This window comes from Streptomyces sp. NPDC004721, assembly GCF_053601495.1.
In genome coordinates this window covers 142432-157204 of record NZ_JBSGBZ010000012.1, presented here as the reverse complement: position 1 = coordinate 157204, position 14773 = coordinate 142432, and the positions used below count along the sequence as shown (strand labels likewise).

The window sequence follows — 14773 nt, the reverse complement described above, 5'->3', positions numbered from 1 at the left end:
GTTCCGCTTGGGCCCCGGACAGGGCTCGCCGTCCGCCGGCGGCCGACTGGGTGTCCCGGACTACGCGCCGCTCGCGCGGAGCATGTCCTCGCGTTCGACGATCTTCACGCGCTCGCGGCCCTGCGGCTCGCCCAGGGCCTTCTCGGCGGCGTCCAGCCGGTACCAGCCCTCCCACGTGGTGAAGCGGACGTTCCGCTCGGCGAGGAAGGCGTCGACGGCCTCCGGGGCGGGCGAGGCGGGGGTGTGCAGGCGCTCGTTCGCGAAGTCGTCCAGCAGGTTGGAGACCGTCTCGTTGGCGTCGCCCTTGGTGTGGCCGATGAGGCCCACGGGGCCGCGCCGGATCCACCCGGTGACGTACAGGGACTGCACGTGCTCGCCGGACTCGGCGACGATCCGGCCGCCCTTGTCCGGGACCGTGCCCGACTCCAGGTCCCAGGGCAGCTTGGGCAGCTTGTCGGAGAGGTAGCCCACGGCGCGGTACACGGCCGTGACGTCCCAGTCCTTGAAGACGCCGGTGCCCTTGACGTTGCCGGTGCCGTCGAGCGCGGTGCGCTCGGTGCGCAGGCCGACGACCCTGCCGTCCTCGCCGAGGACCTCGGCCGGGGACTCGAAGAAGTGCAGGAACAGCTTGTGCGGCCGGTCGCCGACGTCGCGGATGGCCCAGTTCTCCAGCGTCTTGGCGACCATGTCGGCCTGCTTGTTGCCGCGCCGGGTCGCGATGGAGCCCTCGTCGTAGTCGATGTCCTCGGGGTCGACGATGACCTCGATCGACGGGGAGTGGTCCAGTTCCCGCAGCTCCATCGGGCTGAACTTCGCCTGCGCCGGGCCCCGGCGGCCGAACACGTGGATCTCCACCGCCTCGTTGGCCTTCAGACCCTCGTGCACGTTCGGCGGGATCTCGGTCGGCAGCAGCTCGTCGGCCGTCTTGGCCAGGACGCGGGCCACGTCGAGGGCGACGTTGCCGACCCCGAGCACGGCGACCTTCCGCGCCGTCAGCGGCCAGGTGCGCGGCACGTCCGGGTGCCCGTCGTACCAGGAGACGAAGTCCGCGGCGCCGTACGAGCCGTCCAGCTCGATGCCGGGTATGGACAGTGCCCGGTCGGCCGTCGCGCCGGTGGAGAAGATCACGGCGTCGTAGAACGCGCGCAGGTCGTCCAGGTTGATGTCGCCCGGGTAGTCGACGTTGCCGAAGAGCCGGATCTGCGGCTTGTCGAGCACCTGGTGGAGGGCCGTGACGATGCCCTTGATGCGGGGGTGGTCGGGGGCGACCCCGTAGCGGATCAGGCCGAACGGGGCCGGCATGCGCTCGAAGAGGTCGATGGACACGCCCGGCTCGGTGGCCACGTCGGACTTGAGGAGGGCATCGGCGGCGTAGATCCCGGCGGGGCCGGCTCCGACGATGGCTACCCGCAGGGGGCGGGGCATGATCAGGTTCCCTTCGAGCGAGGATGGTCGACTCGTCGGCAACCTTAAACTAAGGCAAACCTAAGTTGGTACGCGGGTCCCGTCTATGGACCCATAAAGTCGATTTATGGCTTGCTCGACGGCAGGACGGCACGGTGCCGGTCGGGCATGGTGGACCTGTGATCGAGTTGGCTGCGTGCTTCGCCGTCATGGGGGCCGCCAGCAACGCCATGGGCACGGCCTTCCAGCGCAAGGCGGCCTCCACCGTCGCGCGCGGCGGCGGACTGCGCCTGCTGCTCGCCCTGGCGCGCCGCCCCGCCTGGCTGGCGGGCATCGGCGGGGTGATGGGGGCCGCCCTGTTCCAGGCCCTCGCGCTGGTGAACGGTCCGATGGCGCTGGTGCAGCCCCTGTTCATCCTGGAACTGCCCTTCGCCCTGCTCATCGCCGCTCCCTTGATGCACCGCAGGCTGCCCCTTGCGGGCTGGTGGGGTGTGGCGGGCATGGTCGGCGGCCTCACGCTGGTCCTGGTCTCGGCCGCGCCCTCCGGGGCCCGGGACCAGGCGTCCATGGTCCGGTGGGTCCCGGCCCTGATGGTGTGTCTGGGAGCGATGGCGGCGGCGGTGGTCCTCGCCCGGCAGGGACGCCCCTCCCTGTTCCGCGCCGCCGTGCTGGCCGCGGCCGCCGCCATCGGCAACGCCCTGACCGCCGCCCTGCTGAAGTCGGCTGCCGGCACCCTGGACAGCTCCGGCTTCGCGGTCTTCCTCACCACCTGGCAGACATACGGTTTCGCCCTCACCGGGATCGGTGCCCTGTTGCTGCTGGAGAACTCCCTCCAAGCCGGCTCGCTGGCCGCCTCCCAGCCGGCGCTGACGCTCGGCGACGCGACGGTGAGCCTGCTGCTGGGCGTCACGCTCTTCGACGAGCAGATCCGTACGGGCTGGTGGCTCCTGCCGGAACTGGTCGGTGCCGGGCTGATCCTTTGGGGCGTCCTACGCCTCATCCACGTGGTCCCGCACGCCCAGCAGACCCTGGTCGGCGACGGCCGCGCGACCGGCAGCCCCGCCCCACCCGAGCGCGCGTCCGGGAGCTAGTGCCCCGACAGTGCTGTGACCGGAGAGGTTTGCCCGCAGCACTAGGGCCCGGACGTGGTTCAGCGGGTGGTCAGCAGGCCCTGCCGCAGCCGGCCCAGCAGGCGGTTGAGCAGGCGGGACACATGCATCTGGGAGATGCCCAGGCGCTCCCCGATCTGTGCCTGGGTGAGTTCCTCGACGAACCGCATGTGGATGATCAGCCGGTCCCGTTCCTCGAGTTCCGCGAGCAGCGGAGCCAGGCTGTGGATGTCCTCCACGAGTTCCATGCCGGTGTCCTCGGTGCCGATGAAGTCGGCGAGGACGTTCTCGCCCTCCTCGCTGCCGCTGACGGCGGCGTCGAGGGAGGAGGAGGTGTAGCCGTTGGAGGCCACCATCGCGTCGAGGACCTCCTGCTCGGGCAGGTTCATCAGCTCCGCGAGCTCCGCGGTCGTGGGCTTGCGGCCCAGCCGGCTGCCGAGCTCCTCGGTGGCCTTGGCCAGCTCGACGCGGGCCTCCTGCAACCGGCGCGGGACGTGCACGGCCCAGGAGGTGTCGCGGAAGAAACGCTTGATCTCACCGACGATGTACGGCACGGCGAAGGACGTGAACTCCACCTCGCGGGCGAGCTCGAACCGGTCGATCGCCTTGATCAGCCCGATCATGCCGACCTGCGCGATGTCCTCCATCTCCTGCGGGCCCCGGCTGCGGAAGCGGCCGGCCGCGTAGCGGACCAGGGACATGTTCATCTCGATCAGCGTGTTGCGGGCGTACTGGTGCTCGGGCGTGCCCTCCTCCAGCCTCGCCAGCCGTTCGAAGAACAGGCGTGACAGGGCCCGTGCGTCGGTGGGTGCGACCTTTGAGGGGTCGGCCACCTCCGGCAGCTCCGTACGAGCCCGAGTCGCCTTCGCCTCCGTGGTCACCGCCATCGTGCGGCCCTCCCTCTCAGCCGGAACATCCTCAGTACGCGTCCACCATGTTGATCAAGGCGGACGCGTCAGCGCCTACCCCAGTGCGTAAACCTCACACCCACATATTTCCCCCTCTCGCGCCGACGCGCCTGCCGAGCCGCGGTGGGAGAGGCCTTCCGGCGGGTGGTGCCGCCCGGGTGCGGCACGGCCGGGTCGGCTCACGGGAAGCGCCGGGCGATCTCCTCCGGACCGTCGAACAGGTGCGTGTCGTCCGGGACGTACAGCCGCAGGCCGGCGACGGGTTTTGAGCCCGCGGATCGCGTCAACGGGGACTGTATGGGCCGGCCGTGGGAACGGGAGGCGGCCGGGGTACGCGAACGGCAGCCGTCGGAGATGCGGGGCCGCTCCCCGCGGTCGGGCCCGCGCCGCAAACGTGAGCGGCGGGGAACGCGGCTCGACCGCGCGGATTCCGACCGCCGTGCGTGCTTCGGCGTCAAGCGGGAGGAGCCTTCGTGAACGAGGAGCCTTCGTGACCAGTGACGCGCGGGCAGGCGGACGCACCGGCGATACGGCCGGACGCGATCCGAGGCGCTGGAAGGCCCTGTGGGTCACGCTCGCCACCGGATTCATGAGCCTGCTCGACGTGACGATCGTGGCCGTGGCGCTGCCGTCGATGCAGCGGGACCTGAGCGCTTCGCCGGCCGCTGTGCAGTGGGTCGTCTCCGGCTACGCCCTGTCGTTCGCCCTCGTCCTGGTCCCGGCCGGCCGGCTCGGCGACGCCATGGGGCGGCGCAGGATCTTCCTGTGGTCGCTGGCCGGCTTCGTGGTCTGCAGCGCCGGAGCGGGCGCCGCGCCCACGATCGCCTGGCTCGTCGTGGCCCGGATCGCGCAGGGCGCCTGCGCGGGCTGCCTCGCCCCGCAGAACTCGGCGCTGATCCAGCAGATGTTCCGCGGGGCCGAGCGAGGCCGCGCCTTCGGCCTCTTCGGCGCCACGGTCGGCATCTCCAGCGCGGTGGGACCCGTCACCGGAGGCCTGATTCTGGCACTGGCGCACGGCACCCAGGGATGGCGCTGGATCTTCTACGTCAACGTGCCGATCGGCGCGGTCGCGCTGCTGCTGGGCCTTCGGCTGCTGCCCCGCGTGGCGCGCGGCCGCCGCGAGAGCCTGGACCTGCCGGGCGTGGTCCTGCTGGGCGCCGGGGTGCTGGGCCTGATGCTGCCCCTGGTGTTCGCCGACAGCGGGGGACTGCGCTGGCTGTGGTGGCTGTTCCCGGTGGGGCTGGCACTCCTGGCGGCCTTCGCCCGCTGGGAGGGGTGGGTCGCGGCGCGCGACGGCCGGCCGCTGCTGGACCCACGGCTGCTGACCTGCACGCGCGGCTACGCGGCGGGCACGGCGCTGGGCGCGCTGTACTTCGTGGGGTTCAGCGGGGTGTGGCTGGTGTTCGCCCTGTTCTTCCAGGACGGCCTCGGCTACGAGCCGCTGGACTCCGGTCTCGCGGTGACCCCGTTCGCCATCGGTTCGGCGGCCGCGGCGGTGGTCTCGGGCCGGCTGGTGGAGCGGTTCGGGCGGCTGCTGACCCTCTGGGGGCTGGTCACCGTCGTCGTCGGGCTGGGGGCCACCGCGCTGATCCTGCGGTCGGCTCCGCCGGGCGCGGAGGCCTGGTGGGCAGCGCCCGCCCTGTTCGTGGGCGGCGTGGGCAGCGGCTGCGTCATCTCCCCGAACGTGACCATGACGCTGAGTGACGTGCCGGTGCGGATGGCCGGGGCCGCGGGCGGCGCCCTGCAGACCGGGCAGCGGCTCGGGGGCGCGGTGGGCACGGCGGCCCTGCCGGGCCTCTTCTACATGGTGCTCGCGGCGAACGGCAAGGACTACCACGATGCCGTCGCCCTCGCCGTGGGCTGCGCCCTCGTGGCCCTGCTGGGAGCCCTGGCGCTCGCCGTCCTCGACCTCCGCCGCGACCGGCACCCCCGCGGCCGGCGCGATGCGCGCGGAGTCCGCGCCGAGCACACCCGTGCGGGCCACGGCTGACCCAAGCCGGTCACTCGTCGTGATCGGGAGCGTGATCGGGAGGTTTGCCCGCCGCCCCGCCGAGCACCCGGAGGGTGACACCGACAGCGATGTGCTTGGAGTGAGCGACAGTGGCTGGTGACCAGAAGGGCAAGGCCAAGAAGGAACAGATGAAGGGCAAGGCCAAGGAGACGGTCGGCCGCGCGGTGGGCAACGAGAAGATGACCGCCGAGGGACAGGCCGAGAAGGCCAAGGGCAACGCCCGCCAGGCCAAGGAGAAGACGAAGGACGTCTTCAAGGGTTGACCCCCGACCGACGAGGGCGACGACCCAAGCGTCCTCAGCGGGACCCCTGCTCGTCGAGCGAGGGTCCCGCCGGCGTCTTCCCGGGCAGTGGGGCCGGTCGCAGGGACCCTTCGTCGGGCAGCCGGTGACGGCCGCGGAGTGCCGAGGCCACCGCGGAGACGAGGGCCATCGCGGCGGCGGCGCCGAAGACGATGGTCAGACCGTGGTGGAAGGGCCCGGAGACCAGCTGCGGGAAGAACGTGTGCCCGGTCAGGGCCTGCTGCTGCGCCGCGGGCAGCCGATCGAGTGTTCCGCTCGGTCCGAGCAGGTGCTGTACGGGGTTGTCGCCGAGGAACGTGGCGAACAGCGTGCTCACCGGCGGCAGCGAGGCGGCGTGCTCGGCGGCGGCCGCCGGGACGCCGTGCGCCCGCAGCCCGTCGCCCAGCGCCGACGGCAGGGAGGACGCGAGCCCCGAGATCATCAGTGAGAAGAACACGCCGATGGACAGCGCGGTGCCGGAGTTCTGGAAGGTGGAGCGCATGCCCGAGGCCACGCCCCGGTACTCCGGCGGCACGCTGCCCATGATCGACGATGTGTTGGGCGCCGAGAACATGCCCTGGCCGAACCCGCTGACCAGCAGCAGCGCCGCGAACGGCCCGTAGGCGAAGTCCACCGGCAGGGCCAGCAGTCCGAGGAAGGACGCGGTCACCAGCAGCAGGCCGGTCGTGGAGAACAGCCGGGCCCCGAACCGGTCGGAGAGATAGCCGGAGACGGGACCGGCGAGCAGGAACCCCAGGGTCAGCGGGAGCATGAACATGCCCGCCCACAGCGGGGTGTCCTCGAAGTCGTAGCCGTGCAGGGGCAGCCAGATGCCCTGGAGCCAGATGATGAGCATGAACTGGAGCCCGCCGCGCGCGATCGCGGTCAGCAGCACGGCCAGATTGCCCGCGGCGAACGCCCGCACCCGGAACAGCGCGAGGTGGAACATGGGCTCAGGGATGGGGGTCCCCCCTGCTCGAGCGAAGCCGAGAACTTGGGGGCGTGTCTCGATGAAGCAGAACAGGATCAGCAGGAAGCAGCCGCCCACCAGCCCGGCGAGGACCCACGGGTTGCCCCAGCCGGTGGCGTTCCCGCCGTAGGGCTGGATGCCGTAGGTGATCGCGGCGAGCAGGCTCCCGGCACCCGCGGCGAAGGTGAGGTTGCCCGGCCAGTCCATGCGGCCGCGCCGCCCCGGCGCCGTCTCCCGCAGGCTCAGGTAGGACCAGATGGTGCCGCCCACGCTGATCGGGACGCTCACCCAGAACACGGCACGCCAGTCGACGGTGGCGAGCAGCCCGCCCGCGAGCAGCCCGAGGAACTGGCCGGCCAGCGCGGTGATCTGGTTGACGCCGAGGGCCATCCCGCGCTGCTTGGCGGGGAAGGCGTCGGTGAGGATGGCGGCCGAGTTCGCGGTGAGCATCGAGCCGCCGAAGGCCTGCACCACCCGCCACAGGATCAGCCACAGCGCCCCGGCCCCGGCCCTGAACGGGTCGAGGGACAGTGCGACGGACGCGCACGCGAAGACCAGGAACCCCAGGTTGTAGATGCGCACCCGGCCGAACATGTCGCCGAGCCGGCCGAGTACGACCACCAGCACGGCCGAGACCAGCAGATAGCCCAGGATCATCCACAGCAGATAGCTGATGTTGCCCGGCGCGAGCGGATCGAGCCCGATGCCGCGGAAGATCGCCGGCAGCGAGATGATCACGATCGAGGCGTCCATCGTGGCGATCAGCACGCCGAGTGTGGTGTTCGACAGGGCGACCCACTTGTAGCCGGGGCCCACGGCGGCAGGCGAACGGGGGGTCACAGCCGTTCCGCCAGCCGGTCGAGCAGGGGCAGCGCGGCGGCGAGCTTGCGCTGTTCCCGCGGTGTGAACTCCGCGATGACGTCGGCGAGCCGGCGTACGGACTCGGTGCGCCGCTCGGCCAGCATGTCGCGCCCGGCGGCGGTGACGGCCACCACGCAACGGCGCCGGTCGACGGCGTGGGGGGAGCGCAGGACCAGTTCGCGCTGTTCGAGCGAGGCGAGGGTCGCCGCCATCGCCTGCGGCCTGACGCGTTCCAGTTCGGCCAGCGAGCCCGGCGAGTCCGGGCCGTCGGCGGCGAGCCGGGCCAACACCGACATGCCGGACAGCGACACGTCACCCACCGCGTGCGCCTGCCGCAGCCGCCGTGTGATCCGGGCGACGACCACGCGCAGATCGGAGGCGAGGGGAGCCGAGCCTTCCGTGCCTTCGGGGCTTGCTGTGCCTTCGGTGCTCTCCGGGGGGCCGGCCGCCGTGCCGGCACCGGCCTGTTCGACGTCCACGTAGTAACAATAGGTTTATCAGTCTGGACTGTTGAACCAAGCGTCGGTAATCGTTGGGCCATGCACGCACATGGGCCGCGGTCGGCGGCCCCGCGGGTCCCTTGTCCCCCGAGTGGCACCGCGGGTGCGGATCAGCGGTCCCGGAAGACCTCCGCGGCCTGGAGCCTGCGCAGTTCCTCGACGACGCGCCGCTGCCGCCGGGCCCGTTCGAGCAGGTCGTCGAGCTGCTGCTGGTCCAGGCGCGTGTCGCGGTCGGCGAGCCCGCGCAGGACCTCCCACACGCAGGCCTTGCCCTGCACGCCCATCTGCAGCAGCTCCAGCTCCAGCAGGGAGGTCAGCGGAGAACGCCGGATCAGGCCGCCGTTGCTCTTCAGCCGCGCGGCCCGTTCGCCGAGGCGGCCGGCGTACACCTTGTAGCGCCGTACGGGGATCCGGAGCCGGCGCATGATCTCCAGCAGGCTCCTGCGGTCCTCGGCGATCTCGGCCGCGATCGGGCCCATCGCGTCGCCGATCTCCGAGCCCCGGTACGCCACGGCGAGGTGGCGGGAGCGGTCCGTACCCGCTGTGGCGCCCGCCAGGTGGTCGTTGAGATAGATCCCGAGCAGGTCGTGACCGGACTGCCCGGTGAACACCGGAAGGCGGCCCCCGGAGCGGGCGTTCTCGTTCATCGCGTGTCCTCCTCGTCGCGGGAGCCTCGCACCTCGCCGTTCAGCCGCGGCCCTCGCCGTTCATGCGCCGTTCCGGGCGGGCAGCTTGGCGCGCAGGCCGCCGACCGCGGCGGCCGGGCGCGCGGTGGCCCGTACCGAGCGGCGCACCAGCCGCGCCTCGCGCCGCAGTTCGTGGGCCGTGTGACGGCCGCGCCACAGCAGGGACGGCGCGCCGCCGGTGTCGTCGGCCGCGATCAGCAGACCGCCCAGCATGGACAGGTTCTTCAGGAAGTGGATGCGCTGCTGGACGCGCCCGGCGTCGTCCTCCGCCTCCCAGAAGCGGTGTCCGGCCAGGGTGGTGGGCACCAGCGTCGCGGCCAGGGCCACCGCCGACAGCCGCGGAAACCGCCCCAGGCCGAGCAGCACGCCCGCCACGACCTGGACGCCGCCGCTGAGCCGCACGACCTGCTCGGTGCGGTCCGGCAGCACCGCCACCCGCTCGGTGATCGGCCGTACGACGGGTTCGGCGGCCGTCGCCACCGCCTCGGGACTGGACAGGGAGTTCATGCCTCCGGCGACGAACATGGAGGCGAGCAGAGGACGACCGGCCACGCGCAGCAGACTCATGATCCTCTCCCAGGGGTGAGGGGGTGAGGGGGTGAGGGGGTGAGGGGTGTGACAGGTGTGTGCGGCGTCAGCCCGGGTTCCCGGGCCACGCGAGGACAATCGGGCCGGGCGTGACCCGCGCCCGCTCGGCGGTGTGCCGGCGCCCGACGCGGGAACCCGGCGGCGGTCCAGCGGTAAGACCCGCAATGCCCAGCAGCAAGGAGCCCCGCCATGGGACACGGCGGAGACGTCATTCGTGAACTGACCACCGACCACCGCGAAGTGGAGGAGATCTTCGCGCAGATGGAGGCCCTCCCGGCGGGGAACGCGCGGCGCAAGGACCTCGCCGACCAGGCCACCATCGAACTGGTCCGCCACTCCGTGGCCGAGGAGATGTACCTGTACCCGGCGGTGCGTCACCAAGTCCGGGACGGCGACGCGATCGCGGACCGGGAGATCGAGGACCACGCGGAGGCCGAGCGGACCATGAAGGACCTGGAGGGCCTCGGCGCGGACGACCCGCGGTTCGACGAGCTCGTCGGCCGTCTGATGCGGGAGATCCGCGAGCACGTCACCGACGAGGAACAGAACCTCTTCCCCCTGCTGAGGGAGGCCACCGGGCCCGAGGACCTGGAACAGCTCGGCGAGAAGGTGCGCTCGGCGAAGAAGACCGCACCGACCCGGCCGCACCCCGCCGCTCCGGACAGGCCGCCCGTGAACAAGCTCCTCGCGCCCGGCGCGGGACTGGTCGACCGGATCCGGGACTCCGTCACCGGACGCGGCAAGACCGACTGAGGACAGGCGCCGGGCCGACAGCGCGCAGACCGACCGGCAACGCGCGGACCACCTCGCTCGCGGGGCCGTCAGGACCGTCACCGGCCGACGGCCCCGCGGTCGTGCCCGTACGCGCGCCTGTGCCACGGGCGCACTCGGTGGCCATAGCCACGGCCCGTACCCGAGGTCCGTACCCGGCAGTCCAGGTCCGCCGCGCCCGCGGTCGTCGCGCCCGGTGTGCGCGGGCCGTGCGGACCCCCGCCGCAGCCGCTACCTTCGACGAAGGCGCGTCGGAATCCGCGGGGAGGGCCCGTTCACCCCCAGGGAGGCGATGTGAGCCCGCACCACGCACTGGAGCACACGGGGGATACGGAGGACACGGGACACGCGGGGGCGGAGCGCACGGGAAAGGGCTCCGGGCACGGTGGCCCGGCGCGCAGGCAGTTCCTAGGCCTGTGCGCCGGGGCCGGACTGGGCGCGGCGGCCGTCGCCTGCGACCACACGTCCGCGAACAGGCCGTCCCCCGCGGCGGACAGCCGCCGCCCGGAGGCGGACCGGGACCGCCCGGGGACCCGGGACTGGCGGATCGGCTCCCTCGGCCCGCCGGACGCGGTGGCCGGCTACACCGACCGGATCAGCGTCACCCCGGGCCAGGAGTGCGGCCTGCACGTGTCGACCACGGCGTCATCCTTCCGCGTCTCCGCCTTCCGCGTCGGCTGGTACGGCGGCAGCCACGCCCGGCTCGTGTGGCGCTCCGGTCCGGTGCGCGGACGCGCACAGCCGGCCGCCCGGACGCTGTCGGCCACCCGCACCGTCCGCGCCGACTGGCCGCGCACCCTGGCCTTCGGCACCGAGGGCTGGCCCGAAGGCGCCTACCTGCTGCGCCTCGACGCGGACCACGGCCACCAGCGGTACGTCCCGCTCATCGTGCGCTCCACGCAGGGCGCCGGCCGCACCGTACTCCTGCACGCCCCGGCGACCTGGCAGGCGTACAACCGCTGGGGCGGCTCCAGCCTGTACTCCGGGGCCTCCGGCGCGTACGCGACCCGCTCCCTGGCCGTGACCTTCGACCGGCCCTACGACGCGAACGGCGCCGAGAAGTTCCTGGTGTACGAATGGGCGGCCGTGGTCCTCGCCGAACGCCTCGGCATACCCCTCGCGTACACCACCGGAACCGATCTGCACCACGACCCCGGCGTGCTGCGCGGCGCCACCGCGGTCGTCTGCCTGGGCCACGACGAATACTGGACGCCCGAGCAGCGCCGGCACGTCGCCGAGGCCCGCGACGCGGGCACCAACGTGGCGTTCCTGGGCGCCAACACCTGCTTCCGCCGGGTCCGCCTGGAAGGGGGCGGGGCGGAGGCCGGACGCACCGTGGTCTGCTACAAGTCCGCCTACCGGGACGACCCCTGCTATCCGTCCCGTCCGGCCCTGGTCACCACAGACTTCCGGCAGGCCCCGGGCGCCGACCCCGAGTCGTCCCTCACCGGGGTCCTGTACGAGGGCTATCCGGTGGACGCCCCCTACGTCGTGCACGCGGCGGACCACTGGCTGTACGGGGGAACGGGAGCCCGCCCCGGCGAGAGCTTCGACCATCTGGTCGGAGTGGAGTACGACCGGGTCACTCCCGGCTCGCCCGTGCCCGAACCGCTGGAGATCACCGCGCACTCGCCGCTGGTGTGCGCCGGCGCCCGCAGCCACAGCGACTCGGCGTACTACACGGTGCCCAGCGGGGCGGGCGTCTTCGCCACCGGCACCATGCGCTGGGTGGAGGCGCTGATGGCCGGTACCCCCGAAGGGGGCCGCGACCACGGCCTGGACGCCCGCACCCGGACCTTCGTCACCCGTACCACGGAGAACCTGCTGCGCGCCTTCGCCGAGGGCCCCGCGGCCCGGCACCGGCCGGCACCCCGCCCCAACACGCGGCAGGTGTACGGGACGCCGGGGTGATCCGGCTTTTCCGGCGGTACGGGTCAGTGGGCCGCCAGGGCCGCCTCCAGGGTGGGGTAGCAGGGTATGAGCGTGTCCAAGCCGACGAGTTGGAGCACGCGCAGGACCGCCTCCTGCGGTGCGGCCAGGCGCAGCCGGGTGCCGCCCGCCTGTGCGGCCTGGTGGGCGGCGATGAGGGCGTTGATGCCGCTGGAGTCCATGAAGGTCACGTCACGGAGGTCGACCACCGTGCCGGGCGCGGTCGCGGGGCAGGACAGCAGGGCGTCGCGGAGCCGTGCGCTGCAGTCGAGGTCGACCTCTCCGGCGAGGGCCACGACACAGCTCCCGTCGTCGGCCGTGGTACGCGTGATCAGCAGCCGCTCGGGCACCGCTGGTCCCTCGGTCTCTGCCACTCTGCCCTCGCTTCTCGTGAACATCTGGCCATGGTCAGGGGGGTGTTGACCATGATGTTAGGGCTTTGTGAAGCCCGTGGTGAGTGGACGTTCGGGGAGTCCGGCGAGCATTGACCCTCCCCGACCCGGTGCACCACCCCTCACCTCGGTAAAGAATCCGCTCCGGCAGTCCCGGCGCCGCGGGTCGCTACCCGTCGATGTCTGCCCTCGATGCTGGGATGAATCCGGCAGAACGCGAGAAAGGGGTCGTGGTGGAAGGCGAGTTGGTGTCGGGCCCCGGGAGTGCCGCGACGGACCGCTTCGCACTGGCACGGCGGGCGGTCGCCGCGATCGGCACGACCCTCGACGACCGCAGGACGGCGGCCGAACTCGCCGCCTTCCTGGTCGACGAGCTGTGCGACTCCGCGACCGTCGATCTCTACGGCCCGCAGGAGGGCCACCGTGAACCGGGCGAGTCCCTGCGCTCCGCCGCCGTGGCCGGGCGGCGCGACCTCCTCGACAGCCTGGAGAAGGCCCCGCGCGATCAGGTCTCCGTCCGCGCCCTGGACGCGGGCCACCCGATCACGGCCTCGTCCACCCACGGTGGCGCGGCCCTGGTGACGCTCTCGGTGCCGCTGCTGGCCTGGGACCGGGTCTACGGGGTCGTGCTCGTCCTGCGGGCCGGCCGGTCCTTCGACGACCACGAGACGGCGGCAGTCCACTACGCGGCACGGCTGGCCGCCGCGCACATGCGGCACGCGGAGGAGCAGCGCGAGGCAGGCCCGAGGGTGTGGGACCTGCGGAAAGTGCTGCCGGCCGACCCGGAGCGTACGCACCCCGACGTGGAGCTGGCGGCCCGTCACGTGCCCTGCGGCACGGGCGGGCGCGTGGGCGGCGACTGGCACGAGACGCTGCACCTGCATTCCGGCCGCGTCCTGCTGGTCGTCGGTGACGTCATGGGCCACGGCCTGGACGCGGCGGTCGACATGAACGCCTACCGCTCGACGCTGCGGTGCGTCGCCTCCACCGACCTCGCGCCGCACGGCATCCTTCGCCGGCTGGACGCCATGATGTCCGCGGAGAGCGGCCGCCGCCCGGCGACCTGTCTGCTGGCCCTGCTGGACCCGGCGGACGGCACGGCCCAGTTCGCGAGCGCGGGGCACCTGCCGCCGGTCCTCTTCCACCACGACGGTACGGCCGCTCCGGTCCCGCTGCGGGTGGGCCCCCCGATCGGCACCGGACCCGGCACCGGGCTCGCCGCCCACGAAGCGACGCGGCTGCCCCTCGCGCCGGACGACACCCTGGTCATGTTCACCTACGGGCTGATCGAGCGGCGCGGCGAGGACATCGACACCTCGCTCGCCCGGCTCTCGGGCCTGCGGACGGGGCCCGGTACGGAAGCCGGCGAACTCCTGGACGGCATCCTCGGCGAATTCCTGTGCGCCCCGGGCTCCGGCCAGACGGACGACGACGTCGCGGTGCTCGCGGCCCGCTTGCGCCCTCGCCCGTGAGAAGCCCGGCCGTGGCCATGGTGACGGTGTCTCCGGTGAGGCCGGCCGGACCCGCCTGATGGCCGGCGGGACCCGGCGCGATGCCCGGGGCGCGCCGTCGTCGGCTCGGCGGCTGGCGGGGGACGCCACCGTACTTCCGTCGTGCGGGGGTGCCCGCCGGTTTCTGTCCAGGGCGGGCCCGGCGCGGCGGCCGGCTGAGGCCGGAGGGGTGGCTGGCGGCTTCCGCAGGGAGGACTGCGTGGTGTCGGCCACGGTGCCGGCCGTTGCCGGGCCCGGTGTCGTGGAGGCCTGGAGCCGCGTGGGCTGCCCGGCGTCCGAATGATCCGTGGTGCACGCGGAGACGGACAGGAGCACCGCGGCACACGCGATGCTCACCACCGCACGGGTTCGGCAAGACATATCAGCTCTCCGAGTCAGCCCAGCCGTCGTAATGCGGCGTGTGGATGATGACGTTGCTTCGCTGTCCGGCCGGCGGCTGTCGAGACCATGTCAGCGCTGAAGGCGCACCACCAGTCTTCCGTCTCCTTTCTGAGCAAGACCTGAGCTGGGCCGATCAACCTGCCGCCGCCGTGAGCGCGGTCCCTCGGCCGTCGCGCTCGCGGCGGCCGGCCGGTCAGGACAGTGCCAGCATGAGTGCGGCTGCCACGGTGAGGGCCGCCACCGGCAGCATGACCAGGCGTGCGCGTTCCCACCAGGCCGGCCAGCCGACACCGCTCCAGTGCCAGGGGCGATCGACGCGGAGCCCGGCGTCCGGAACGGTGAAGGCCCGGCCGGAGCCGAGCAGCGAGCGGCACCAGGGGCATTCGCCGTCCTCCCACGCTTCCATGCCGCGCTCAACGACACCCCCGGGGCCGGGCAACGCCCACGCCCACCATCGTGATGCCGCCGTCA

At 72.7% G+C, this 14773-nt stretch carries 14 protein-coding genes; 6 read left to right on the top strand and 8 right to left on the bottom strand.

All coding sequences use genetic code 11. The features are described 5' to 3' along the window. Positions 1–60 precede the first annotated feature (60 nt). Positions 61–1425, bottom strand: a complete 1365-nt coding sequence (locus ACWEK3_RS14075; RefSeq protein WP_453249759.1) for an FAD-dependent oxidoreductase — start codon at positions 1423–1425, stop codon at positions 61–63. 158 nt (positions 1426–1583) lie between these two features. Between ACWEK3_RS14075 and ACWEK3_RS14070 the strand changes: the two genes are divergently transcribed. After that, complete coding sequence (locus ACWEK3_RS14070; RefSeq protein WP_450537795.1) at positions 1584–2495, top strand: DMT family transporter; 912 nt, start codon at positions 1584–1586, stop codon at positions 2493–2495. A gap of 59 nt (positions 2496–2554) precedes the next feature. Here ACWEK3_RS14070 and ACWEK3_RS14065 read toward each other — a convergent pair whose 3' ends face one another. Then, a complete protein-coding gene (locus ACWEK3_RS14065; RefSeq protein ID WP_361413727.1) occupies positions 2555–3400 on the bottom strand; it encodes a SigB/SigF/SigG family RNA polymerase sigma factor in 846 nt (281 codons plus the stop codon). Positions 3401–3911: 511 nt separating this feature from the next. Here ACWEK3_RS14065 and ACWEK3_RS14060 point away from each other — a divergent pair. Together ACWEK3_RS14060 and ACWEK3_RS14055 are read left to right on the top strand one after the other, a co-directional pair. Further along, on the top strand, positions 3912–5411 hold the full coding sequence (locus tag ACWEK3_RS14060; protein ID WP_453249758.1) for an MFS transporter: 1500 nt from the start codon (positions 3912–3914) through the stop codon (positions 5409–5411). A 110-nt stretch (positions 5412–5521) separates the two neighbouring features. Further along, the gene (locus ACWEK3_RS14055; RefSeq protein WP_361413733.1) at positions 5522–5695 is read left to right on the top strand and encodes a CsbD family protein; all 174 of its coding nucleotides are present in this window, start codon (positions 5522–5524) and stop codon (positions 5693–5695) included. 34 nt (positions 5696–5729) lie between these two features. On the opposite strand, the gene ACWEK3_RS14050 is transcribed toward ACWEK3_RS14055, so the two are convergent. The 4 genes from ACWEK3_RS14050 to ACWEK3_RS14035 all read right to left on the bottom strand — a co-directional run bounded on the left by ACWEK3_RS14050 (position 5730) and on the right by ACWEK3_RS14035 (position 9297). Further along, the gene (locus ACWEK3_RS14050; protein ID WP_453249772.1) at positions 5730–7436 is read right to left on the bottom strand and encodes an MFS transporter; all 1707 of its coding nucleotides are present in this window, start codon (positions 7434–7436) and stop codon (positions 5730–5732) included. An 83-nt stretch (positions 7437–7519) separates the two neighbouring features. Then, positions 7520–8023, bottom strand: coding sequence for a MarR family winged helix-turn-helix transcriptional regulator (locus ACWEK3_RS14045; RefSeq protein ID WP_450537797.1), 504 nt, complete (start codon positions 8021–8023; stop codon positions 7520–7522). A 131-nt stretch (positions 8024–8154) separates the two neighbouring features. Next, a complete protein-coding gene (locus ACWEK3_RS14040) occupies positions 8155–8691 on the bottom strand; it encodes a hypothetical protein (RefSeq protein ID WP_453249757.1) in 537 nt (178 codons plus the stop codon). 60 nt (positions 8692–8751) lie between these two features. After that, positions 8752–9297 (bottom strand): DoxX family protein, encoded by a 546-nt coding sequence (locus ACWEK3_RS14035; RefSeq protein WP_450537798.1) that lies wholly within the window; start codon positions 9295–9297, stop codon positions 8752–8754. Positions 9298–9507: 210 nt separating this feature from the next. Between ACWEK3_RS14035 and ACWEK3_RS14030 the strand changes: the two genes are divergently transcribed. Both ACWEK3_RS14030 and ACWEK3_RS14025 read left to right on the top strand, forming a co-directional pair. Further along, positions 9508–10071 carry a hemerythrin domain-containing protein gene (locus ACWEK3_RS14030; RefSeq protein WP_453249756.1) on the top strand — a complete coding sequence of 188 codons (564 nt, stop codon included), beginning with the start codon at positions 9508–9510 and terminating at the stop codon, positions 10069–10071. Positions 10072–10383: 312 nt separating this feature from the next. Then, positions 10384–12000 carry a N,N-dimethylformamidase beta subunit family domain-containing protein gene (locus ACWEK3_RS14025; protein ID WP_453249755.1) on the top strand — a complete coding sequence of 539 codons (1617 nt, stop codon included), beginning with the start codon at positions 10384–10386 and terminating at the stop codon, positions 11998–12000. Between the two features lie 23 nt (positions 12001–12023). Here the strand turns inward: ACWEK3_RS14025 and ACWEK3_RS14020 are convergent, their stop codons facing one another. After that, on the bottom strand, positions 12024–12392 hold the full coding sequence (locus ACWEK3_RS14020; protein WP_390874374.1) for an STAS domain-containing protein: 369 nt from the start codon (positions 12390–12392) through the stop codon (positions 12024–12026). 218 nt (positions 12393–12610) lie between these two features. Between ACWEK3_RS14020 and ACWEK3_RS14015 the strand changes: the two genes are divergently transcribed. Next, on the top strand, positions 12611–13882 hold the full coding sequence (locus ACWEK3_RS14015) for a PP2C family protein-serine/threonine phosphatase (protein WP_453249754.1): 1272 nt from the start codon (positions 12611–12613) through the stop codon (positions 13880–13882). Between the two features lie 613 nt (positions 13883–14495). On the opposite strand, the gene ACWEK3_RS14010 is transcribed toward ACWEK3_RS14015, so the two are convergent. After that, positions 14496–14708, bottom strand: a complete 213-nt coding sequence (locus tag ACWEK3_RS14010) for a hypothetical protein (RefSeq protein WP_453249753.1) — start codon at positions 14706–14708, stop codon at positions 14496–14498. Between the last annotated feature and the right edge of the window lie 65 nt (positions 14709–14773).